The 23,201-nt window shown below is 60.2% G+C and carries 21 protein-coding genes and 1 pseudogene; 19 read left to right on the forward strand and 3 right to left on the reverse strand.

Going from position 1 to position 23,201, the window contains the following annotated elements:
• Nucleotides 1-57: 57 nt before the first annotated feature.
• From U5A67_RS18840 to U5A67_RS18855, 4 genes are all read left to right on the forward strand, one after another.
• Nucleotides 58-1,293, forward strand: a complete 1,236-nt coding sequence (locus U5A67_RS18840) for a multidrug effflux MFS transporter (protein ID WP_321815660.1) — start codon at nucleotides 58-60, stop codon at nucleotides 1,291-1,293.
• A 146-nt stretch (nucleotides 1,294-1,439) separates the two neighbouring features.
• Nucleotides 1,440-2,690 (forward strand): efflux RND transporter periplasmic adaptor subunit, encoded by a 1,251-nt coding sequence (locus U5A67_RS18845; RefSeq protein WP_321815661.1) that lies wholly within the window; start codon nucleotides 1,440-1,442, stop codon nucleotides 2,688-2,690.
• 10 nt (nucleotides 2,691-2,700) lie between these two features.
• Complete coding sequence (locus U5A67_RS18850) at nucleotides 2,701-5,931, forward strand: efflux RND transporter permease subunit (protein ID WP_321815662.1); 3,231 nt, start codon at nucleotides 2,701-2,703, stop codon at nucleotides 5,929-5,931.
• Nucleotides 5,928-7,379 carry an efflux transporter outer membrane subunit gene (locus U5A67_RS18855; RefSeq protein ID WP_321815663.1) on the forward strand — a complete coding sequence of 484 codons (1,452 nt, stop codon included), beginning with the start codon at nucleotides 5,928-5,930 and terminating at the stop codon, nucleotides 7,377-7,379. The genes U5A67_RS18850 and U5A67_RS18855 overlap by 4 nt, the downstream gene beginning before the upstream one ends.
• 122 nt (nucleotides 7,380-7,501) lie before the next feature.
• Here the strand turns inward: U5A67_RS18855 and U5A67_RS18860 are convergent, their stop codons facing one another.
• Nucleotides 7,502-7,831 (reverse strand): helix-turn-helix domain-containing protein, encoded by a 330-nt coding sequence (locus U5A67_RS18860; protein WP_321815664.1) that lies wholly within the window; start codon nucleotides 7,829-7,831, stop codon nucleotides 7,502-7,504.
• Between the two features lie 465 nt (nucleotides 7,832-8,296).
• On the opposite strand from U5A67_RS18860, the gene U5A67_RS18865 reads away from it, so the two are divergent.
• From U5A67_RS18865 to U5A67_RS18910, 9 genes and pseudogenes are all read left to right on the forward strand, one after another.
• Entirely contained in the window at nucleotides 8,297-8,590 is a 294-nt protein-coding gene (locus U5A67_RS18865) for a hypothetical protein (RefSeq protein ID WP_321815665.1), read from the forward strand.
• Nucleotides 8,590-10,473 (forward strand): replication endonuclease, encoded by a 1,884-nt coding sequence (locus tag U5A67_RS18870; protein WP_321815666.1) that lies wholly within the window; start codon nucleotides 8,590-8,592, stop codon nucleotides 10,471-10,473. Before U5A67_RS18865 ends, U5A67_RS18870 begins: the two co-directional genes overlap by 1 nt.
• Complete coding sequence (locus U5A67_RS18875; RefSeq protein WP_321815667.1) at nucleotides 10,470-10,733, forward strand: ogr/Delta-like zinc finger family protein; 264 nt, start codon at nucleotides 10,470-10,472, stop codon at nucleotides 10,731-10,733. The genes U5A67_RS18870 and U5A67_RS18875 overlap by 4 nt, the downstream gene beginning before the upstream one ends.
• Nucleotides 10,730-10,942: an ogr/Delta-like zinc finger family protein gene (locus U5A67_RS18880; protein WP_321815668.1), complete on the forward strand. Its 213-nt coding sequence runs from the start codon at nucleotides 10,730-10,732 to the stop codon at nucleotides 10,940-10,942. Before U5A67_RS18875 ends, U5A67_RS18880 begins: the two co-directional genes overlap by 4 nt.
• Before the next feature lie 75 nt (nucleotides 10,943-11,017).
• A pseudogene (locus tag U5A67_RS40725) lies at nucleotides 11,018-11,664 on the forward strand (AAA family ATPase).
• Nucleotides 11,665-11,742: 78 nt separating this feature from the next.
• Nucleotides 11,743-11,982, forward strand: a complete 240-nt coding sequence (locus U5A67_RS18895) for a hypothetical protein (protein ID WP_321815670.1) — start codon at nucleotides 11,743-11,745, stop codon at nucleotides 11,980-11,982.
• Nucleotides 11,983-12,066: 84 nt separating this feature from the next.
• Nucleotides 12,067-12,528 carry a very short patch repair endonuclease gene (locus U5A67_RS18900; protein WP_321815671.1) on the forward strand — a complete coding sequence of 154 codons (462 nt, stop codon included), beginning with the start codon at nucleotides 12,067-12,069 and terminating at the stop codon, nucleotides 12,526-12,528.
• 1 nt (nucleotide 12,529) lies between these two features.
• Nucleotides 12,530-13,591 carry a DNA cytosine methyltransferase gene (locus U5A67_RS18905; RefSeq protein WP_321815672.1) on the forward strand — a complete coding sequence of 354 codons (1,062 nt, stop codon included), beginning with the start codon at nucleotides 12,530-12,532 and terminating at the stop codon, nucleotides 13,589-13,591.
• Nucleotides 13,551-15,584 (forward strand): ATP-binding protein, encoded by a 2,034-nt coding sequence (locus tag U5A67_RS18910; RefSeq protein ID WP_321815673.1) that lies wholly within the window; start codon nucleotides 13,551-13,553, stop codon nucleotides 15,582-15,584. The genes U5A67_RS18905 and U5A67_RS18910 overlap by 41 nt, the downstream gene beginning before the upstream one ends.
• A 576-nt stretch (nucleotides 15,585-16,160) precedes the next feature.
• Here the strand turns inward: U5A67_RS18910 and U5A67_RS18915 are convergent.
• Together U5A67_RS18915 and U5A67_RS18920 are read right to left on the reverse strand one after the other, a co-directional pair.
• Nucleotides 16,161-17,252 carry a phage portal protein gene (locus U5A67_RS18915; protein WP_321815674.1) on the reverse strand — a complete coding sequence of 364 codons (1,092 nt, stop codon included), beginning with the start codon at nucleotides 17,250-17,252 and terminating at the stop codon, nucleotides 16,161-16,163.
• Nucleotides 17,249-19,015: a terminase ATPase subunit family protein gene (locus U5A67_RS18920; protein ID WP_321815675.1), complete on the reverse strand. Its 1,767-nt coding sequence runs from the start codon at nucleotides 19,013-19,015 to the stop codon at nucleotides 17,249-17,251. Before U5A67_RS18920 ends, U5A67_RS18915 begins: the two co-directional genes overlap by 4 nt.
• A gap of 162 nt (nucleotides 19,016-19,177) precedes the next feature.
• Here U5A67_RS18920 and U5A67_RS18925 point away from each other — a divergent pair, with 162 nt between their 5' ends.
• The 6 genes from U5A67_RS18925 (at nucleotide 19,178) to U5A67_RS18950 (ending at nucleotide 23,201) form a co-directional block, all read left to right on the forward strand.
• Nucleotides 19,178-20,266 (forward strand): GPO family capsid scaffolding protein, encoded by a 1,089-nt coding sequence (locus U5A67_RS18925; RefSeq protein ID WP_321815676.1) that lies wholly within the window; start codon nucleotides 19,178-19,180, stop codon nucleotides 20,264-20,266.
• 45 nt (nucleotides 20,267-20,311) lie between these two features.
• Nucleotides 20,312-21,328 carry a phage major capsid protein, P2 family gene (locus U5A67_RS18930; protein ID WP_321815677.1) on the forward strand — a complete coding sequence of 339 codons (1,017 nt, stop codon included), beginning with the start codon at nucleotides 20,312-20,314 and terminating at the stop codon, nucleotides 21,326-21,328.
• Nucleotides 21,325-22,050 carry a phage terminase small subunit gene (gene gpM, locus U5A67_RS18935; protein WP_321815726.1) on the forward strand — a complete coding sequence of 242 codons (726 nt, stop codon included), beginning with the start codon at nucleotides 21,325-21,327 and terminating at the stop codon, nucleotides 22,048-22,050. The genes U5A67_RS18930 and gpM overlap by 4 nt, the downstream gene beginning before the upstream one ends.
• Nucleotides 22,051-22,158: 108 nt before the next feature.
• Nucleotides 22,159-22,638, forward strand: coding sequence for a head completion/stabilization protein (locus U5A67_RS18940; RefSeq protein ID WP_321815678.1), 480 nt, complete (start codon nucleotides 22,159-22,161; stop codon nucleotides 22,636-22,638).
• Entirely contained in the window at nucleotides 22,638-22,844 is a 207-nt protein-coding gene (locus U5A67_RS18945) for a tail protein X (protein WP_321815679.1), read from the forward strand. The genes U5A67_RS18940 and U5A67_RS18945 overlap by 1 nt, the downstream gene beginning before the upstream one ends.
• Before the next feature lie 15 nt (nucleotides 22,845-22,859).
• A complete protein-coding gene (locus U5A67_RS18950; RefSeq protein WP_321815680.1) occupies nucleotides 22,860-23,201 on the forward strand; it encodes a putative holin in 342 nt (113 codons plus the stop codon).

Consider the following 23,201-nt stretch of genomic DNA (forward strand, 5'->3'; position numbering starts at 1 on the left):
GAACGGGCCGCAACGCGATGCTAGTATGTGCGCCGAAATCGTAACTTCGACGTACTCATGAGCCACGAAAGCATCGACCGCGCCGAGGGTCTGGCGCGCGCATCGAATTCTCCGCGTTTCCTGCTGATCCTGATCTGCCTCTTCGCCTCGGCCGGCCAGTTCGCCATCGACGTTTATGTGCCCGCGCTCCCCGCGATGGCGCATTACTTCTCCACCTCGTCACAGGCCATCCAGTCCAGCGTGTCCGGCTATATGGCGGCCTACGCGCTCGGCCAGCTGATTTTCGGCCCGATCGCCGATGCCTACGGGCGCAAGCGCGTGCTGGCCGGCGGCCTCGTGATCTACACGATCGGCTGCGTGCTGTCGCTCGCCGCGCCCAATATCGGCCTGTTTCTCGCGGCCCGCTGCCTGCAGGGCTTCGGGATCGCCACCACCAATCTGCTGGCAAAAGCGATCATCACCGATTCCTTTACCGGCCTCGCGCTGATGCACGCCTTCACCTATATGTCGATCGCGTGGGGCCTCGCGCCGATCGTCGCGCCGGTGATTGGCGCGCATCTGCAGACGTGGTTCGGCTGGCAGGCGTGCCTCGTTTTCCTGCTCGCCTGTTCGGTGGTGATGTGGGTGTTTTTGTGGCGCTACCGCGAAACCCTGCGCCAGCCCGTGCACCTGGAACCGCGCTCGCTGATGCACAACGCAGGCAAGGTGCTGTCGAGCCCGGTGTTTCAAAGCTGCTTTCTCGCCCAGGGACTTTGCTACAGCATCCTGCTCGTTTTCAACATCGTCGGCCCCTTTATGGTGCAAAACACGCTCCACAAACCGCCGACCTTTTTCGGCTACCTCGCACTGGGCATCGGCATGATGTACTTTCTGGGCGGACTGTCGAACCGCCTGCATGGCCCGCGCCTGCCGACGCCGGAGCAGCGCCTGCGCATCGGCACGCGCGTGATGGCCGGCGCGGCGATCGCCATGCTGATGCTCGCGCTCACGGTCGGACTGAAGGTCTGGACGCTCGCCGTGCCCGTTCTGGTGATGGGTCTGTGCGCCGGCGCGATGTATCCCACGCTGATGGCCAAAGGCAATTCACTGTTTCCGCACATTGCCGGGCTGACCAGCGCCATCCTGGGCTGCGCGCTCCTGCTGGTTTCATCGGCGATGATGGGGCTGGCCGGTTTCGTGTCCGTGCAAACCTTGACGCCGCTCGCGATATTTTTTGTGATTCTCTCGCTCGTCGTCTCCGTCATGGTGACCAAACTGCTGCGGCATCTCGCGCAGATGCAGGCCGCGGCCTGAGCGCGGAAATAATCAGTAAGCCAGCCTGGCAGTCTTTGTCGCATCATCGGTCGCTCGGTCGATGATGCGATCGCCATCGATCGGCAAGCCGGACGCTTTCCGACATCAAGCAGTCAACAATAACTTCTCGCACCCTTGGCATTCTTATGAAGGCAAATCACTCTCTGCGGCAAAGGGCAGCGCGGCCACGCGTTGCCATCAGGACGTGCGCCATCCTCGTTGGCGCGTGCATTGCGGCGCTGGCCGGCTGCAGCAAGCAGCAGGCGCCCATGGCGGCTCCGGCTGCCGAAGTCGGCGTGCAGACCGTGCAGCCGACCCATATCGTGCTGACCACCGAACTTTCTGGGCGGCTCTCGTCGCTCAAGGTGTCGGACGTGCGCCCGCAGATCAGCGGCATCGTGCAGAAGCGACTGTTCGTCGAAGGCTCCGACGTGAAGGCCGGGCAGCAGCTTTATCAGATCGATCCGGCCTCCTATCAGGCGAGCTACGACGAAGCGCGCGGCACGCTGGCCAAGGCAAAGGCGACGCTGGCATCGGCGAAAACCAAGGCCGACCGCTACGTCGATCTCGTCAAGATCAAGGCCGTGAGCCAGCAGGACTATGACGACGCGATCGCCGCCGTGCGCGAAGACGAAGCCGATGTGATCGCCGACCAGGCCTCGCTGGAGTCGGCGCGCGTCAATCTCGACCGCACGCGCATTACCGCGCCGATTTCCGGGCGCATCGGCGCCTCGTCGGTCACGGAAGGCGCGCTCGTCACCTCCGATCAAACCACGGCGCTGGCAACCATTCACGCCTTCGACCAGATGTATCTGGACGTCACGCGCTCGAGCGCGGAGTGGCTGAAGCTGCGCCGGGCGCTGGCGTCCGGCAAGCTCAAGCGCTCGGGCGAGAACGGCGCGGAAGTCAGCCTCGTGCTGGAAGACGGCACGGCTTACGCACACATGGGCACGCTGCAGTTCTCCGGCATTTCGGTCGATACGACTACGGGTTCGGTCACGCTGCGCGCGATCTTCCCGAATCCCGAACGCGAATTGCTGCCGGGCATGTTCGTGCGCGCGAAGCTCGAAGAGGGCGCCGACGACAACGCGATCCTCGTACCGCAGATCGCCGTCACGCGTGGCTCGGACGGGCAGGCGAGCGTCTATGTGGTCGATGCATCGTCGACCGTGCGCCAGGCCAGCGTCAAGGCCGACGATGCGTACGGCGATCAATGGATCGTCACCGACGGCCTGCACAGCGGCGAGCGCGTCGTGGTGAGCGGCCTGCAGGGCGTGAGCGTGGGCGCGAAGGTGAAGGTCGCGGCAGATACGGCTTCGGCTTCTGCTGTGCCTGCGGCTTCCTCCGCATCGGCGGCATCGGCAGCCTCGGCAGCCGCCGCCCCGGCAGCCCAATAAGGAGCGGCGCATGGCGGACTTCTTTATCAAGCGGCCGATCCTCGCATGGGTGATCGCCATCGTCATCATGCTGGTGGGCGCGGCGGCCCTGACCACGCTGCCCATCCAGCAATATCCGACGATCGCGCCACCTTCCGTGCAGGTGACGGCGACCTATCCTGGCGCCTCGGCCGACACCGTTGCGGCCACCGTCACGCAGGTGATCGAGCAGAAACTGAGCGGCATCGACAACCTGCTCTATATGTCGTCGACCAGCAGTTCGGCCGGGCAGGCGACCATCACGCTCACCTTCAATGCGGGCACCGATCCCGACATCGCCCAGGTCCAGGTGCAGAACAAGGTGAGCCAGGCGACGTCCTCGCTGCCCGAGACCGTGCAGGAGCAGGGCATTCAGGTTGCGAAGGCGTCGAACAACTTCATGATGATCGTCGCGCTGTCCTCGCCTGGCGGCAGCTATAACTCGATCGACCTGGGCAATATCATCGCCACGCAGATCGAAGATCCGATCTCGCAGTTGAACGGCGTGGGCGACGTGACGCTGTTCGGCGCGCAGCATGCGATGCGCATCTGGCTCAATCCGGTCAAGCTGCGCAGCTTCGGGCTGATGACTTCGGACGTCACCACCGCGATCACCAATCAGAACATCCAGCTTTCGGTGGGTCAGGTGGGCGGCGCGCCCGCGACGGACTCGCAGGCGATCAACGCGACGATCCGCTCGTCCAGTCTGCTGACCACGGCCGACCAGTTCAGCGACATCCTGCTGCGCGTGAATACCGACGGCTCGAAAGTGCGCCTGAAGGACGTCGCGCGCGTGGAAGTGGGCGGCGACAGCTATGACACCTCGTCGCGCTACAACGGCCAGCCGTCCTCGGCAGTGGCGATCAAGCTCGCGACCGGTGCGAACGCCATGGAAGTGGCGCGCGAAGTGCGCGCGAAGCTCGCGGAAATCCAGCCGCAACTGCCGCACGACGTAAAGATCAATTACCCGTACGACACGACGCCGTTCGTGCGTATCTCCATCGAGGAAGTCGTCAAGACGCTCTTCGAGGCGATCGTGCTGGTGTTCATCGTCATGTATCTGTTCCTGCAGAACGTGCGCTCGACGCTGATTCCGACCATCGTCGTGCCGGTCGCGCTGCTGGGCACGTTCGGCGTGATGGCGGTGATTGGCTTCTCGATCAACGTGCTGTCGATGTTCGCGATGGTGCTGGCCATCGGCCTGCTGGTCGACGATGCGATCGTGGTGGTGGAAAACGTCGAACGCCTGATGAGCGAGGAACGGCTTTCGCCGCGCGAAGCCACCCAGAAGGCGATGAAACAGATCACCAGCGCGCTGGTGGGCGTGACCACGGTGCTGACCGCCGTGTTCGTGCCGATGGCGTTCTTCTCCGGCTCGACCGGCGCGATCTATCGCCAGTTCTCGATCACGATCGTTTCGGCGATGGTGCTTTCGGTGCTGCTCGCGCTGACGCTCACGCCCGCCCTGTGCGCGACGCTGCTGCGTCCGGTCGAGGAAGGCGAACACGAGAAACGCGGCTTCTTCGGCTGGTTCAACCGCAAGTTTGCTTCGGGCAACGACCGTTACAGCAGCGTCGTCGGGCGGGCGATTTCGCGGCCGGTGCGCTGGATGCTGGTCTATGCGTGCATGGGCGGCCTCGTCGCGTTGCTGTACGTGACGCTGCCTTCGTCGTATCTGCCCGATGAGGATCAGGGTTACTTCCTCGTGTCGATCAGCACGCCGGTAGGCACGCCTGCATCGCGCACGCTCAAGGCTGTGGAAGCGGCGGAAAACTACTTCCTGCACGACGAGCCCGGCGTCGCCCAGATGATTACCGTGAACGGCTTCAGCTTCAACGGGCAAGGGCAGAACAACGCGCTGGCCTTCGTCGCGCTGAAGGACTGGAGCGAGCGCGGCGCGCACGATAGCGCGGCCGAGATCATCGCGCGTGCCAATCGCAAGCTGGGCGCGAATCGCGATGCGCAGACGTTCGTGCTGAATCCGCCCGCGATTCAGGAACTCGGCACGCAAAGCGGTCTGGACTTCGAAATCGAGGATCGCGCGGGGCAGGGCCACGACAAGCTGCTGGCCGCGCGCAACCAGTTCATGGCGCTGGCCGCGAAGAACGGCGCGCTGGCGATGGTGCGGCCTTCGGGGCTGGAGGACACGCCGGAACTCACGGTCGATATCGATCGTGAAAAGGCTTCCGCGCTGGGGCTTTCGGTATCGGATATCAACGACACCCTGCAAACGGCGTTCGGCTCCTCGTATGTCAATAACTACATCGACACGGGGCGTATCCAGAAGGTCTATGTGCAGGGCGAGGCGCAGTACCGCATGATGCCGTCCGATATCAACAACTGGTTCGTGCGCGCGAGTTCGTCTTCATCTTCTTCGTCGAGTTCGTCGTCCTCTTCGACGTCTTCTTCGAGCAGTTCGTCGACTTCGGATTCGTCGAGCAGCACGTCGAGCTACGACGGCCAGATGGTGCCGTTCTCGGCGTTCGCGACCAGCCGCTGGTCGTTCGGCCCGCCGCAGATCGAGCGCTATAACCGGCAACTCGCGATGGAAATGTCGGCGCAGGCCGGCGGCAGTTCGAGTACCGGCGAGGCGATGACCGCCGTGAAGGAGATCGCGAAGAAGTTGCCGGCCGGTTTCGGCGTGGAGTGGACCGGGCAATCGTTCCAGGAAGTGGAGGCGGGTTCGCAGGCGGCGTATCTCTATGCCATCTCGATCGTCGTCGTGTTCCTGTGCCTGGCCGGTCTCTACGAGAGCTGGTCGGTGCCGCTTGCGGTGATTCTGGTGGTGCCGCTCGGCGCGCTCGGCGCACTGGCGGCGGCGCATCTGCGCGGGCTCGACAACGATATCTACTTCAAGGTGGGCCTGCTTGCGACCATCGGCCTGTCGACCAAGAACGCGATTCTGATCGTCGAATTCGCCAAGGATCTGCAGGACGAAGGGCACTCGTTGCTCGATGCCGTAATCAAGGCCGCGCATATGCGTTTGCGGCCGATCCTGATGACCTCGCTGGCCTTCATCTTCGGCGTGCTGCCACTCGTGATCAGCTCGGGCGCAGGCGCGGGCGCGCGTCACGCGATCGGCACCGGCGTGACCGGCGGCATGATTTCCGCGACCGTGCTGGCGATCTTCTTCGTGCCGGTGTTTTTCGTCGTGGTGCGTCGCCTGTTTGGCGAGCATGGCCACGCTGCGCAAGACGATCAGGCGCAAAAGGGGGAAGCATGAAATTCAAATGGATGAGCGCCTTGATCGCGAGCACGCTCTGCGCGTGTTCGCTCGACCCGGCGTATCAGCGGCCCGCCGCGCCAGTCGATAACGGCTGGCCGACCGGCGACGCGTATCGCAGCAGCACGACGCAAGGCGCTACGCAGAACAACCCCGCGAACGCGCAAGCGCCGCTCGCGGCGGACATGGGCTGGCGCGACTTTTTCCGCGACGCGCGCCTGCAGCGCCTGATCGAACTGGCGCTGGAGAACAACCGCGATCTGCGCGTGGCCGCGCTCGACGTCGAGGAATACGAAGCGCAGTACCGCATTGCGCGCGCGAATCTCGGACCGACGATCGAGGCCTCGGGTTCGCTGACGCGCGAGCGATCGGCGGGCGTGATCAGTTCGTCGAGTTCGGTGAGCGTGGGCATGTCGTCATGGGAGATCGACTTTTTCGGCCGCCTGCGCAGTCTGAAGCGCCAGGCGCTCGAACAGTACCTCTCGACCGATGCCGCGCGCACGAGCACGCAGTTGAGTCTGGTCGCCACGGTGGCGACGGACTATCTGCAACTGCTCGCCGATGAAGCCAGCCTCGAAATCTCGCAACGCACCGTCGATGCCGATCAGCAGACCTTCGAGCTGACGCTGAAAATGATGGATCGCGGCAGTTCGTCGATCCAGGACGTGCAGCAGGCGCGCACGACGCTTGCGAGTGCGCGTTCGGATCTGGCGGCGTACACGCGTGCCGTGGCGCAGGATCGCAACAATCTGGTGGCCGCCATCGGCTGCCCGTTGCCCGACGATCTACCGCCGCGCACGACGCTGATGCAAAGCCAGTCGATGCTGGCCGATATCGGCGAGGGCGTGCCGTCAGATCTGCTGACGCGCCGGCCCGATATCGTCGAAGCCGAGCATACGCTGAAGGCGGCGAATGCGAATATCGGCGCGGCGCGCGCGGCATTTTTCCCGAAGATCGAGTTGACGGCGACGGCGGGGACGTCGAGTACCGGTTTGTCGGGGCTGTTCAAGGCGGGCAGCGGCGCGTGGGCGTTCGCGCCGACTATCAGCGTGCCGATTTTCGAATGGGGCTATAACCAGGCGACGCTCGATGTGGCGAACGTCGAAAAGAAAATCGAGATCGCCAATTACGAGCAGGCCATTCAGACGGCCTTCAAGGAAGTGGCGAATGCGCTGGCGGGACGCAGCACGTATGTCGCGCAGACGGCCGCCGACCGTGAATACGTGACGGCTGCGCAGGAGTATTACGACACTGCGCAGGCGCGATATCAGCGCGGCACGGATAGCTTTCTGACTTTGCTCGATGCGCAGCGTTCGCTGTATACGGCGCAGCAGCAGCTCGTGACGGACACGATGTCCCAGCTTTCGAACCTGATCACGCTTTATAAGGTGTTGGGCGGCGGCTGGAGCGAGACCAGTGTGCCGGCGCAAGCGGCGATGAATAAGTGATGTCGACGGCGCGGTGCCTGCCTAGTGTGGGGACCGCGCCGTTTTGTTTTAGTTTTTTGGCGTCACCCATAATTTAACATAATCTTAAAACTAGTCTTTTGAAGCGGCTAACTTAGCTGGCGTTACACCTGTGGGAACCAAGCCCCACAAGCGTTAGCGGGTAGCGCCAGCAGGCGAAAACCCTTGGAAAATTTTTCCAGAAGGCCAGACCAAACGGCTCGTGTTTCGTCACTTTTCGCACGCTCAACTTGCATCGCGAAAAGAATTTCCGCCGGTTCGATCTCACACAGGTAGGCGATCTTGATCGCCATGGTGTCGTCGAAATGACTACGACCTTTCCGATAGTTGGTGATGCCGGACGGGCTCACGCCAAGCAATTTGGCGAGTGCGTAGTCGGACGGCAGATCGCGCTTGATCTTCGCAAGATCAAGGTAGTGATCGCAGTTCTTCATTTGAAAAACCCCTTTTGATTCAACCCGCTGCAAAGGTACTGCAAGCGCCTTGCTAGTGCAACATGCATGAAACTTGCAATTGCAAGGGTCTTGCATAGTGCAAGCTTCTTGCAATATGATCCGGCTGTCGCCTCGGCAACTGGCTCTCAACCCCGTCAGTGCTGGATTTGCTACCCGGCCGCCGGGGCGATGTTTTTTCAAACATCGCACTCGGGGTTGAGCAGGGGGTCGGAAAATGCAGGTTTCACAGCAACAATCCGTTACACGTCTCACGGGTTCGCAACGATTCGCGTCACGCAAACAGGGCTCGATCGCCTCGATTCGAAACCGTCGCAGTCCCTCTTTGAAGACCGTCGCGCCGGTTCATCCGGCCTCGCTTGGCGGCTATACCATCGAAGGGCCATTTCATCGCCGCCCCTCACGCGTAGCTCGCGCGCTCGACCGATTTTTCTACTGGCTCGGCGCGTGATCGCTATGCGCATATCAGCCGCTTTCGGGGAAATCGGTTATCGCGTAGATGATGGCGATATCGGCTATGCAGGCGATTCGCACCTGTCGTTCAAGCCGCAGACGGCGCCCAGCGTCGCGCATATCCGTGCAACAGCGCGCGGCGACGCGGAGCTGTCCCGCATCAAGTCCATTCTCACCACAGCGAAAGCCACGCACGTCGCGGAGCAAGACAAGCCGCAGCGTCGGCTGAATGTGACGCCTGACGCTTATTGGGCTGCAATCTCCCGCACGGTGCGGGGCTTCGCGTAATGTCGGGCGCTAACGAAGTATGGGCCGCTGGCCTCGTTGCGCCGTTTCCGCGTCGCTGGCAGGCGAACATGATGCGCGAATGGGATCGTCGCCGCGCGTCATTCAACCCGAAGAAAGCCACGGCCGAAAACGACGCGCAGCGATTCGCGAACATTGACCTGCGCGAAACGGTCACCGCGCTCGCGGGCCACGCGGTTAGTGACGAACTGCCGCTCGATGCGGCCGACCATGACGTAATCGCCCATGCACGCGAATGCTCGGAACAGGCGCGCACGCGTCTGCTCTCGATTGAGGCATGGCAGGAAGCAGGGCGCTGCGCCGCACGCGCGGCGGGCGTCACTGCGCTTGAGCTGGCGTCGCTGGAAATGCTGGAGGCGCGTGCGGTACTCGCCGGCTTCTGCATCTCGCGCGGCGTCCTGCCCGCCACGGGCCGCATTACGGATGCAGGCGCCGTGCGCCGCATGATCGCGCCGAAGTGGTGGACGATGCGCATGCGCCGCGCTCATGCGCGCGCGGTTGAGGCTGCCGCTATCGATTTCGGTCTGGTGAACCGCATGCGCGACGTGTACGTGTCCAATGAAGGCCTCGCGGCGCGCGATGCGCAAAACGCCCGCAACGCCGCGATGCTCGAAACCACGATCGCGCACAACCTCGATACCGACCAGGAATTCACGCTTGCCGAACTGTCGGCGAAAGGCCCGGCAAACAAGTCCGTCCGCCGGGCTGAGCTGATGACGCGCATCGCAGGATTCGAGCGCATCGCAGTGGCCTCGGCACATGCGGGCCTCTTTCTGACCATCACGTGCCCGTCGAAGATGCACGCGTTCAAGATGGTCGGGCCTAAAGGCCGCGAAAAGGCTATCCGCAACAAAAACTACGACGGCACGAAGCCAGACGAAGCGCAGGTTTATCTGCGAGGCATCTGGGCACGTATCCGCGCAGCGCTCGCACGCCGCGGAATCTCGTTGTACGGCTTTCGCATTGCCGAGCCGCAGCACGACGGCACGCCGCACTGGCACCTGCTCGTGTTCTACGCGCCTGAGCACGATAAGACCGTCGAATCGACGGTTCGCCGCTACGCGCTCGAAATGGACGGCGACGAAGCCGGTGCGCAGGAGAAACGCTGCGACTTCAAGCGGATGGACGCCGCACTTGGCACGGCCGCCGCCTATATCGCGAAGTACGTCGCGAAGAACATCGACGGTTACAAGCTCGACAAGGATCTGATCGGAAACGATGCGCTGGAAACGTCGGCGCGCGTGGAAGCGTGGGCGTCGCGCTGGCGCATTCGCCAGTTCCAGCAGATTGGCGGCCCGCCTGTCACGGTATGGCGCGAGCTGCGCCGCGTCGAATCCGTTCCGGCCGATGCGCCTGCCCATGTGCGGGCGGCACATAACGCCGTGAATCGCGTTGCGAAGATCGAAGGGCGCGATAACGCGTCTGTCGCATGGGATCACTACGTCAACGCGCAGGGCGGCGTGCATTGCGGGCGTGGCTACCTGGTGCGCCTCGCGACATTCCGCGATGGCTCGCGCACGGCCTACGGCGAAGAGTCGGCCGCCAAACCCGTTGGCATTGAATATTTCGAAGTCGCAAAGGTGCGCGACGCAATTGGCAACTGGATCGACGTTTTGCCGCGCACGGTCACGATCGACTCGAAACGCTTTCGATGGGAAGTCGTTCGCGCAGCAACGCGCGCGGAGGCTGCGGGTTTCGAGCGCGCGCAGCGCGCGCCTCGGACTCGTGTGAATAACTGTACGCGACCGGCCGCAGAGCCGGTATTCAAACACCACGCGGGCGCGCCGATCGAACCCGATTTCGACGGCGCGGCCCTGAATTTCGCCGGGGGCGGCGCTATTCGTACTGACCGGAGACCGGAATGACGACCATGAAAATCGATTGTCCTTGCTGCGACGGCGAAATCGACGCGCGGCACACCGAAGGCCTGTCCGACACGATGCGCCGTATGTACTTCGTCTGCGACGACTGCGGCTATCGCACGCCCGCCGGATTCGAAATCCTGTACTCGCTGTCGGCGTCGGCGAAACCGCGCGCCGATATTGCGCTCGAAGTGCGGCCGTCGCCGATGCTGCGCGGCAGCGTCAACGCGCGCACGACCGTCGCACTCGCGAGGGCGGCATGAGGTTCACCATCAAATGCCCGCACTGCGGCGCGCGCGGCATCGCGCGGTCGATTGAAAAGGTCTCGCGAACGTCGTGGCTGCTCGATTTCCAGTGCGATGACGTGACATGCGGCCACACGTACCGCACGCAGCTCGATATGTATCCGCCTGAGACGCCGATACCGCGCCGCGAGCGGCGCGATACGGGCGAGCTCCAGTTCGACGAATAGGCGGGCCGTTTCATTGCAATCAGGCCGCTATCAAGTCGATATCGGCAGTCTGTTTCAAAATGCTCGGGGGAGCAAATGGCAAAAATCGTAGTGGTCGGAAATTCGAAGGGCGGCACGGGCAAATCGACGAGCTCGTTGCAGTTCGAGATCAGGCTCGCGCGCGAAGGCGCGCGCGTGTGGCTGGTCAACGGCGACCGGCAGGAAACGAGCGTGACCGCGATCAACACGCGGGCTCAAAGCGGACGGGCGCCGATCGCCGCGCGGCCTACGCTAACGGCGCCACGCTGCGCGCCCAGGTACTCCAGCAGCGCGGCGCATACGATTTCGTCGTGATCGACGCGGGCGGTCGCGATTCGAGAGCACTGCGCGCAGCACTGACCGTCTGCGATGCTGTCGTGATTCCCTGCCTGCCGCGCACGTTCGACGTGTGGGCGATGCAAGACATGGTGCAGCTCGTCGATGAGGCGCGCGCCGTTCACGACCTGAAAGCCTACGCCTTCCTCAATTCAGCAGACGCCAATGGCGCCGACAGTCGCGACGCGGCGGCCGCCATAGCGGATTTCAAACAGGTCGAGCTACTGCCGTATCGCCTCGGCCGCCGCAAGGTCTATGCGAACGCGAGCGGCGCAGGGCTGCACGTCGAAGAAATGCCGCGACGCCCTGGCGTGCGCCGAAACAGACAGGAATACAACAGCAATATTTCGCGTTTAGCCTGTCGTTGATGAGCCGGCGACTCGATGTCGAGTCAATATCATGTAAAATATCGACTTGATATCGACATGATATCGAAAGGGGAAGGTATGACGATCACGAAGCGGCCGGCGGCCGGCGGCGCACGAAGCGCGGATAGATTCATCTCACGCGCGCCAGACGGAGCGTACGAGCAGGCAGCCGAACCGGCGCGGCGCCGAAAGGACGTAATCAGCCTTGGCGTTGATGGAACGTTGCTGAAACGACTTGACGCGCGCGCCGCCAAACTCGGAATTTCACGCGCTGCAGCGATCAATCTCGCAATGGCGCGATTTCTTGATTCCGACTGAGGGCAAGTATTGAGCTGACGAAACACTTCAGCTCCAACCTAGGGCGTTGTCAGATTACGTGTTTGCGAGATGCGGAGAAAGACGATGACCCAGGATGCTACAGGTCGTAGTGAACTCATGAAACGCGTGAAGCGCGCCAATACCGCACCCGAAATGGCTGTGAGAAGGCTTCTACATGCAATGGGTTACCGATACGTTGTTCATCATCCGAACCTCCCTGGTCGACCTGACATTGTTTTCACCCGCCGTAAGAAGGTTATCTTTGTGCACGGATGTTTCTGGCACGGGCACGATTGCAAGCTCGGCCGTCTACCTAAGTCCAACGTCGAGTTTTGGCACGCGAAACTTGAGCGAAATAAAGAGCGCGACCAACGCGTCGAAGCAGAGCTTCGTAGCGATGGCTGGGACGTTCTTGTGCTATGGCAGTGTGCTTTGGTCAATGCAGATTGCATATCAAACACACTTCGGAATTTCCTCGGACCGGTAGCCGTGGGGCGGCCGGATAGCGTGGTAGGATCGCGCGAGCAAGATTTTGTCAAGAACTAATATGAAAATAGACGCTGTAGATCTTTTCTGTGGCGCCGGCGGACTGTCGTTTGGACTTAAGAAGGCGGGGATTACCGTCCGGGCTGGCGTGGACTTTGATCCTGCATGTGAATACCCGTACGATGCTAATTTGGGAAAAGGAAAGTTCATCCGTAAGGATGTTTCAAAGGTTGCATCGGGTGATGTTGAAGCCTTCTTCAACGAAGGGCGCTATTCGCTGCTGGCCGGTTGCGCACCGTGCCAACCTTTCTCGACCCTTCGCAACGGCACCGAACGCGAGAAGAGCGACAAATGGCCGCTTTTGAGCCACTTCGGCCGATTGGTCCGGGATATTCAGCCAGATTTTGTAACGATGGAAAACGTGCCAGCACTTCGGACACAGTCCATCTTCGATGACTTTCTAAGCGTACTACGTCGCAGTGGGTATTTTGTTACTCACCAGATCGTAAATGCTGCTGACTACGGTGTTCCACAACGACGCAAGCGCCTCGTGTTGATCGCATCTAAGCATGGTAATGTTCGCCTGCTTTCGCCGGAAGAGCTCGGTTGCGAAACGAAGACAGTTCGATCTGCGATCGCGGGTCTTCCGAAACTTAAAGCGGGAGAATCAGACGCGACCGATTTGCTGCATAAAGCACGCTCGCTCACAGCCGTCAATTTAGCCAGAATCAAAGCGTCAAAACCAGGCGGCACATGGCATGATTGGCCTGTAGCCCTAAGGGCGCCGTGTCATCAGCGTGCCAATGGTCAAAGCTTCAAGAGTGTTTATGCGCGCATGGAATGGGATAAGCCTGCGCCGACGATGACTACCCAGTGTTTCAACTTTGGCACAGGGAGGTTTGGCCATCCAGTGCAAGACCGTGCCATTACCCTGCGGGAAGCCGCGATTCTCCAATCGTTTCCAGATAACTATAAATTTGTCAAATCAGGTGAGGAGATAAAAATGTCTACACTAGGCCGACTTATAGGGAATGCGGTGCCCGTCGATCTGGGTTACGCGATTGGTATGTCAATCTCTAAACATGCAAAATACATTAAACGGGGAAATAGTGGGGAAGCATAATTTTCAATTTAACGTTGACGTCAATGTGATCAACCATTTAGGTGTCGGGCTGTACAGCTCGACGCCTGCAGCGCTTACCGAGCTAGTAGCGAACGCTTGGGATGCAGATGCAAAAAACGTAGAAATTACTGTTGACCCTGCTAAACGGACCATTACTATCGAAGATGATGGTCACGGAATGACTGCGCATGACATTAAGAGTAAGTTTCTTAAGGTCGGTTACTCGCGTCGAGTTCACTCAAAGAACAAATATTTCAGTGACTCAGGCCTCCGAAGAGTAATGGGGCGGAAAGGCATCGGGAAGCTTGCAATATTCGCACTTGCCGACCGGGTAGAGATTTCATCTCAGGCAAGAGATAGTGAAATCGTCGGATTTGAAGTTAACGTTCCAGAATTCAAAAAGAGCCTTGAGGATAATAAGCCATACCCTCTACTGGAGTTCGATCCAAAACCATTCAAAATGGGACATGGCACACGTATCGAGCTTCAACAAGTGCTGACGGGTCTAGATACGACGGAAGCTTTTCTGCGCGTCAAATTGGCGCGACGATTTAGTGTGCTTGATGACGGAAATGATTTCAATGTTTTCCTTAATAAAAAGGAAATTACTAAATCAGATCGCGGATTTTATCAACACGTTCAATTTTTGTGGACCTTCGATGATGCGAGTGGAGACGCAGTTCGTCAGCTGGCAAAGAACATCAGTAACCTACCGCTGACTGATGAAGAGGGAGCCGAAAAAGTACCGTGCATCGAGAGACTTCCCAATTTAGTTTCTTTTGGGAGTCAAGAATTCACTGTCAAAGGCTACGTCGCAAGTGTGTTCTTGCCTCGACAACTTGGCGCGAAAGAGGATAGCGCCAATATGCTATCCATTTTTGCGAACGGGCGAGTATTTGCGGAAGATGTCTTGCCCGAGGCAAACAGCGCAAAAGTCTATCAAAACTATCTGGTTGGCGAAATCCATGCGGATTTCCTGGATGATGATGATACCGATCGCGCAACCGCAAGCCGGGAAGCAATCAAGAAAGATGATCCAAAATACAAAGCACTCCTAGGTTTTGTCCGTACAATTCTTGATTCAATCGGTCCGAAATGGGATGAGTGGCGGATTGCATTGGGACTCGATGGTACAGACCCGCAAAATGCAGCGGTTCTAGAGTGGATCGAAACGTTGGCTGACAGGCGTGATAAAAAGGCTGCCAATAAACTAATGGCTTCAATCAAGAATGCCGTTGTGCACTCAGATCCAGTGAAAAACGATGAGGCGAAAAAAGTTCTCTATCGTGGCGCGATTATTGGGTTTGAGAAACTTAGACTTAGAAATCAACTAGATAAATTAGCATCCGTCACGAATGTCTTGGGTGCAGAATTTGCGGCGATTTTTGCGACGCTGGACCAAGTCGAGGAGTCTTCATATGCTGAAATTACGAGGCAACGACTTGAAGTAATCAAAAAATTTGCGGAAATTTCTTCTGACCCAGACACACTAGAAAAGGTAGCCCACAAATATCTTTTCGAGCACCTTTGGCTGCTTGATCCGACTTGGGATCGTGTTACGGGACGAGCGGAAATGGAAAAAACGTTAACAAAGGAGCTAAAAGAGAAGCATCCCGACTCCAGTGGTGCGCGTTTGGATATTTCATACCGAGCGAGCTCGGGGCGTCATGTCGTCGTTGAGCTAAAGAAACCGACCAAAACTTCTTTGGATTTCGACGACTTGTTTGCGCAAGTTAGAAAATATAAGCGAGCGATCGAGGCTTATTATGAAAATAAGGAACCGAATAAGCCGATTCCCCCGCTCGATATTTATCTTTTGCTGGCAAAGCGCCCCAACGGGTTTTCCGAGTCAGATAGAGAAGCATTGGCTGCCGTAAATGGAAGAATTATAACGTATGAGCAATTAATTAATGACGCAAAAAATGCATACCAGCAATATCTTAATGTAAATGAAGAGACTCTTCAGCTGGAATCGATATTGAAGAAATTGTAATTTATATTTAAATTGTTTTTTGCTGCAGCAATAGACCGATGGTATATTTTCTACCTAAATGCACGACCTCTATTGCTGCTTTCCTGAGAACCGCCGGCGTAGTGATGCGCGGCGGTTTTTTATTTCAAATTGGCTACATTCGATGTGAGCGGCATAGTTCAACTATCAAGAAGTAACCGTTGATGTATCGAAGACCTTGACACCCGCGCACGGTCAATGTCCGCACAGAACAAGCGCCGGACGAAGTTCGGCGCACATCTGGGTACCTAATCTAAGGTCCCGGTTGATGCGGCTAAGGCTGGGCGCAGAGCCGCTAGGTCGTATAAAGCGAGTGACGGCCAGTGAATGGTTGGGGCGCGCAAGGCAGCGGGACCAAAAACCGCAGTCCCCCTCCCCGCCTGCGCGCTTCAAAAAGTGCGGTTTTGATGCAGATCGCGACTGACCGGGAAGCCCCGCCACCAGTGGGGCGGCGCCAGTTTTTAGGGGATTGCCGTTAACGCACGTAGACGCACAGAAATGCGCCTATGACGCAGCGAGCGGCTGCCTTCGGCGCCGGAGCACCCATTTTTCGGGAAATCAGGCCGCGCGGCCCGAAATCCCTTCCGTTTCATCAGATACGGCGACGGGATCAATGCTGTACGGCGCGAAGCGCACGATTTCGTCGCCCGCCCATTCGTTGAACGCGAGAAATTGCGTCTGCAGCGGGGTGATTTCGTTGCGCCCGAACACCTTCGCCGCCGTGTCGGCCGCGCCGAACCCGCCCGTATTGCTCGGCACGATGCCGAGCAACTGCGGCGGCACGCGATGTGCGGCCAAAAGGTCGTCGCGGGTGATGTTTTTGATGTTGAAAAACTCGTCTTTCGCGGCAACCTCGGACACCGGGATGAGCTGAAGCCCGTCCTTTTTGCCGTTCGGCGCGTAATAGAACAGGTTCCGAAAATTGCCCGGCCCTTTGGCGCTTTTGAGGGCATCACGCAACGCGTCGACATCATCCTGACTCTGCGCGGCGTCCGTCAGGTACAGGATGAAGCCCGCGTGACTCCCGTTCTCGTAGTAGCGACGGCGGAACAGCGTCGACGACTCATTCAGCCAGGCGGCGTGCAGGGCGCCGAGGTATTCCGGCAGGCCGTAGACCTCCTGATTCACGTCAGGCTCGATCAGGTGATGCACAGAGCCAGCGTCGAACTCATGCACCACCTTCCAGCCGTCTGTCTGTGCGTAGCTCGTCATATCGACGCTGCGGCGCATGTACTTGCCGGGCGCCGCTTCGAATTTCAGCGTATTGCCGAGCCGGTTTTTCTGGCGCTCCACGTAGCCATTGCCGAACATCAGGAAGTCGAGCGCCCAGCGCCGGAATGTGTCGCGCGAAAGCAGCCTGTGCGGGATAAACGTCGACGCGAGCACGTTGCGTTTGAAGTAAAGCGCGGACGCGTGATGCGTGCCTGCCCTGAACGACTTCGCAAGCCCGTTCCAACTGATCGGCGGTTCATACAAGCCGTTGTAGCTCACCAGCTCGGCGTAATCGAGCAACTCCATGCGGTTCATAACCGGCGTCGGCTCGCCAAACGTGAACGCAGTCGCACCGGCGGCGCTGGTGCTCGCGGCGACGGGCGCGGCCGCCTGTTCGAACGGTGCGCGCTGCGGCGCGCGGCGGTGTCTCGCTTTCATGCGGAAATCTCCATAAATCCTGAAGTGCGGGCCGCCATGCCTTCCAGCGGCTCGTTTGAAATTGCGTGCAGCACGGCCCAAGCAAGATCAGCGTGTCCCGTTTCCTCGCTGCGTCCGGCCTTGTAGGTGACTTGCCGGCCGCTCGCCGTAACGGTCTTTTTGATCGCCATGAAGGCAGCGGCCATGTCGGTCCAACCCGCATCGAATTGCAGGCGCGCACCATTCACGACGGACATACCTTTGAGCACCAGCATCGACTTGACCTCTGGCGAGTAGTTGAGCGCGACGGCACCGGGGTAGAACTGTTTCACGAGCTGATAGACGCCTTGCCCCATGCCCGTGGTGTCGATCGCCATGTACGTGACGGCGTAACGCTGCGTGATGTCCTTGATCTTTGCCGCTTGCGCTTCGAAGTCCATGCCGCGGAACTGGTGCTTTTCCAGCACGCGCAGCGGGCCGCCCGGCACCACGGGCGGTGCGACGACCGCGAGCGCTGCGCTGTCGCCCGTGAGCGCCGGGTCGTAACCGACCCACACGCCGCGAAAACCGAACGGACGCAGCAATAGCGGCTCGAAATCCGTCCAGATTTCCCACGAGTCCACCATGCAGCGCTGAAGATTCGCCAGCGTGAAAACGGATGCGCTGTCGTCGATAAACTGGCACATCAGCAGGTTGGCGAAATCCTCGGGGCTGTACTTGCGCCGCAGCTCCTCAAGGTCAAAGAGCGAACAGCCACCGCGCACCGCATCCTCAACCGTGACGATCTGGCGCCACTGGCCGTCTTCGCAAAGTCGGCCGCGCGCAAGCGCCTCGTGCGTGACCTCGAAGTGAACGTGATCGGCCTTCGCGCGGCCGCGATTGATATGCTCGCCGTTCCAGAACGTGTAGGCCTGATGCGCGAGGCTCGAAGGCGTCGAAAAGTACGTCTCGCGCCATTTCTTGTGCATTGCCATGCCTGACGCGACTTTCTGAAGCTCCTTGAAGCGGGCGATCCAGAAATATTCGTCGACGTACAGGTTGCCGTGATAGCTCTGTGCCGTGCGCGCGTTCGTGCCGAGAAAGTAGAGCGTCGCCTCGTTCGGCAACACGATCGGATCGCCCGTCAAATCCACGTCGACGGCTTCGCGTGCGAACTGCGCAATGTACTGCTTGAATACGTGCGCCTGCGCCTTGCTCGCGGAAAGAAAAATCTGGTTCCGGCCGGTTTGCAGTGCGTCGTCAAGCGCCTCACGTGCGAAATAAAACGTCGCGCCGATCTGCCGCGATTTCAGAATATTGCGCGTGCGATGGTGGCCGTTGCGATACCAGACCTTTTGATAATCGAACTGGCAATCGAGAAACGCCTCGTGCAGACGCGCGACCTGTTCGTCGCTGAACTCGTTGCGTGACGCCTTTTTCTTTGGCGCGGCATTACGCGCCTCGATGTTCGGATTTAGATCCGATTCCTTGCCCGTCTCGCTGTACTTGCGCACGCGCGCCACGCGTTCGAGCTGGCGCATCAGCAGGTCGATTTCCTTGTAATCGCCTGGCTCTTTCTTCTCTTTCGCGATCAGCGCATTGACGCGCATTTCGGTCGTCAACTCGATCGTGTCTATGGGCGAAGTCTTGTCCCAATTCTCACGCTGCTTCCACGTCTCGACGGTCGACCGGTTCAGGTTCAGATGACGCGCGATCGACGACACGCGCCAGCCTTGCCAGTAGAGCGCGCGTGCAGCCTTTCGTGGGTCTGCGGTCGTAGTCGGGTTGTCCGTGATTTCGAGCATGGCCGAAGCGTACCCGGCCAACGCGCGCGCGCGCAGCAGTTCGATTTGTACCCGGACGCGTCACGTTTTCAACCGATTGCCGCCGCTCGCCATCAACGGCAACATTCAGTTACACGATTTACGAATCAAATAAACCCAAGCCACCTGTTCGGAGTGCAAACGATGCAAAAGCGAAGCCTGTCGATGCGAAAGCGCAACCTGTCGTTCATCGCTGCCGCCATCGGTTCGATCGCTGCGGTTTTCGCAATCGACGCACATGCAGCGTCGAACGTGATTGCGACCGGCGCGCACGGCGTCGACATGCTGGGCGTCGCCGGTTCGGCTGCGGCTGGCGTGCTCGGCATGGGCCAGATTGCGGCGACGGGCGGCGATCATGCCATCACGTCGAAGAAATTCCGCGTCGCTGTCGAAGGGGCGACGACGGACGGCCGCAACATCGAACGCGTCTGGATTCAGCAGATGGCCGGGCAGTACAACCCGGAGTTTTACGGCGCTCGCGTGAACTGCGAGCACATTCGCGGCTATGTGCCAATGACCGGCACCGGCGACCCTTCGAGCCGCTTCGGTTCCTACGGCGACGTGATCGGGTTGTCGGCGGAAGAAATCGCCGACGGCCCGCTCAAGGGCAAGCTCGCGCTGTATGCGCAGATTGCACCGACGCAGGCGCTTACCGACCTCGTGAAAGCGGGGCAAAAGGTGTACACGTCGATCGAAGTGAACCCATCTTTCGCCGACACGAAACAGGCCTATCTGATCGGCCTCGCGGTGACGGATAGCCCCGCGAGCCTCGGCACCGAAATGCTGTCGTTTGCGTCGAAGCAGGGCGAACACAATCCGCTGACTGCACGCAAACAGGCCCCCGGCAATGTCTTCACTGCCAGCGAGGAAACCACCTTCGAATTCGAAGCCGCGACGCAAACGCCGATCGACGCTGGCGTGGCGCTGTTCAAGCGCGTGGGCGCAATCCTCGGACTCGTGAAAGAGAAGGGCGCCAGCGACGACAAGCGATTCGGCGACGTGACGCAGGCTGTCGAAATGCTCGCCACGTTTTCCCGCGAACAGGCCGAGCGCGCCGAAACGTTCGCCAACCAGCTCACGCAGTTGCAAGGCGAGCTGAAGACCGAACGCGAGGCACACGCCGAGACGGCGAAAAAGCTCGCCGAGCTGACGCAAACCCTCTCGACGCAACCGGGCGGCACCGCACGACCGACGGCAACGGGTGCGCACGACGGCCACAAAACCGACTGCTAACCGCACCCCGTCTGCACACCCTCAACGAATCGGAGAATCACCCTCATGCGCAACGAAACCCGCGCGAAGTTCGACGCCTACGTTGGCGACATCGCGAAGCTCAACCATGTGCCGAATGCTGCTGTGAAATTCACGGTCGACCCGTCCGTGCAGCAGACGCTCGAAGCCCGCATTCAGGCGTCGAGCGAATTCCTCAAGCGCATTAACGTGATCGGTGTTGACGCGCAGGCCGGGCAGAAAATCGGCCTCGGCATCGGCGGCCCGATCGCGAGCACGACCGACACGAGCACGAAAGATCGCGTTCCGTTCGACCCGTCGAACCTCGACGGCAGCGGCTACTTCTGCTCGCAGACGAATTTCGACACGGCACTGTCGTATGGGCGCCTCGACGCATGGGCGCACAAGCCGGATTTCCAGACGCTGATCCGCGACGCGATTTTGACGCGCACCGCGCTCGATCGCATCTGCGTCGGTTTTAACGGCACGAGCCGTGCCGCGACTTCCGACCGTGCGAAAAACCCGCTGTTGCAGGATGTGAACAAGGGCTGGCTCCAGAAGTATCGCGAGAATGCTGCTGATCGCGTGCTGCACGAAGGCGTGAAGGATTCGGGAAAAGTCACGGTCGGCAAGGGCGCCGATTATGAAAACCTCGATGCGCTCGTGCTCGACGCGCTGCAACTGCTCGATGAGTGGTATCGCGACGATCCGTCTGTCGTAGTGGTGCTCGGCAGTGCGCTGCTGCACGACAAGTATTTTCCGCTCGTGAGCACCGCCAACGTCGCGACCGAACAGGCCGCGCTCGATCTGGTGGTGAGCGGCAAGCGTATCGGCGGCAAGCAGGCCGTAAGCGCGCCTTTTGTGCCCGCCGACAAGATGCTGATTACGCGCCTCGACAACCTGTCGATCTACTACCAGAACGGCGGCCGCCGTCGCTCGATCATCGACAACCCGCGCCGCGATCAGGTGGAGAACTTCGAATCGAGCAACGACGCCTATGTCATCGAAGATTTCGGCTGCGGCGCGGTTGTGGAGAACATCGAAATCGCCAAGGCGGCGGCCTGACCATGACGACCCCCGCACGCCGACATCAGGCACGTGTGCGCGCGGAGCGGGCGGCCGCCTCGGCGGCCCCCGGCGAATCGCTCGCAGGCGCCAGTCATTACGAGCTGATGCTTGCGAAGCTGCTTGTCGACATTCGCCGCCTGCATGCGATTCAGTCCGTCGCTCGCAAAATTGAAGTCAAGCGCGAAGTGCTGCCCGAATACGCCGATTATGTGAGCGGCGCGCTCAAAGGCGGGCGCGGCGGGCAAGACGACGTGCTCGCCACGGTCATGATCTGGCGTATCGACGCCAGCGACTACGCAGGCGCGCTCGATATCGCGCGTTACGCACTGCTGCACGGCCTCACGTTGCCAGCGCGATACGAACGGTCGACGGCCGCCGCTGTCGCCGAAGAATTTGCCGACGCGGCGCTGACGGCGCTACGCGACGGCGGCACGTTCGACCCTGACCAGCTCAACGAAGTGCGCGAGCTGACCGGGAACGCGGATATGCACGACCAGATTCGCGCGAAGCTGCACAAGGCGCTCGGCCTCGCAGCGATCAAGCTGATTCGCGACGACCAGCTCGACGACGCACACGACTGGGCGCGAGCGAGTCAGGCCATGCAGAACCTGCAAACCGCGCTCCAGCTCGACGCACGCGCTGGCGTGAAACAGAACATTGCCCGGCTCGAAAAGATGCTGGGCGATGCGGACGGCCGCCGCAAGGCTGCCCGCACGTAAAGAGCCCCCCCGGCAATGGCGGCACCGGCGTTCATTCCCAACACCTGACGGAAACGGGATTCGAACGCCGGTCCACCGCCACCTATTCCACGGCTTGCACGTCCTGACATGAGTAGCTTTCTCGCCACCGCAAACACCGTAGCCACGAAGCCGACGGCCGCCGATACGTTGAAAAACGACGGCTGGTTTCCCGACATCGAACTCGGCGCATTGCGCGAACAGATGAAGCTCGACGGGAATGTGACTGACGCGCGCCTGCGCCCGGCCACGCTCGACGCAATGGCGAGCTGCAATGCCGAGCTGCGCTCATGGCAACTCAAGCAGATTGACGCCGGATGCGCGAGCCTCGCCGATGTCACGGCGCCACAGCTCGGCGGCGAAAGCACGCACGTGATCCGCTACCGGCGCGCTGTCTTCAATCTCGTGCGCGCCGATCTGACTGAACAGTATCGCGGCCTTGACACCACGAAGTCAGGCGGCCAGAAGGCCGAAGAACTCGAAGCGACGATCTGCGAAGCGCGCCGCAATGTGCGCATCGCAATCGCCGATATCTGCGGCCGACGCCGCACGACCGTAGAGCTGATCTGATGAAGATTCCCGCACGTCAGGGCGATACGGTCGATGCAATCTGCTGGCGCTACTACGGCCGCACGGACGGCACGGTCGAAGCCGTGCTTGAAGCCAATGACGGCCTCGCCGATCTGGGCGTCGTGCTGCCGATCGGCACGCTTGTCGATCTGCCCTATTTCGACAAGGTGCAAACCAGCTCGACGCTATTGCAACTGTTTGACTGAACCGGAGCCGCACGCATGGCCGAACCGAACACCACTGCCGTACTCGCCGCCGCCGCGCTCGGCATTGCCGGGCTTGCCCCTGGCATCGACGGCAATGCCCTGATCGGGGCATTCACGGGCGCCGCGCTCGTCGTCGTCACGTCCAAAGACCTCGGCGTTTTCCGGCGTCTCGCGTACCTGCTGATCTCGCTCGTGATGGGCTACATCGCTGCGCCGGAAATCGTCAATGCAACACCGGTCCACTCGACCGGCGTCGCCGCGTTCTTCGCGGCCGCGCTTGTCATCACCGTGACGCTGCAACTGATCGAGCGCGTGAAAAGCGTGGACCTGCTGGCGTTCCTGAAGAAAGGGGAGTGA

Origin of the sequence: Paraburkholderia sp. J69-1 (assembly GCF_905220255.1) — a bacterium.
Taxonomy (GTDB): Bacteria; Pseudomonadota; Gammaproteobacteria; order Burkholderiales; family Burkholderiaceae; genus Paraburkholderia.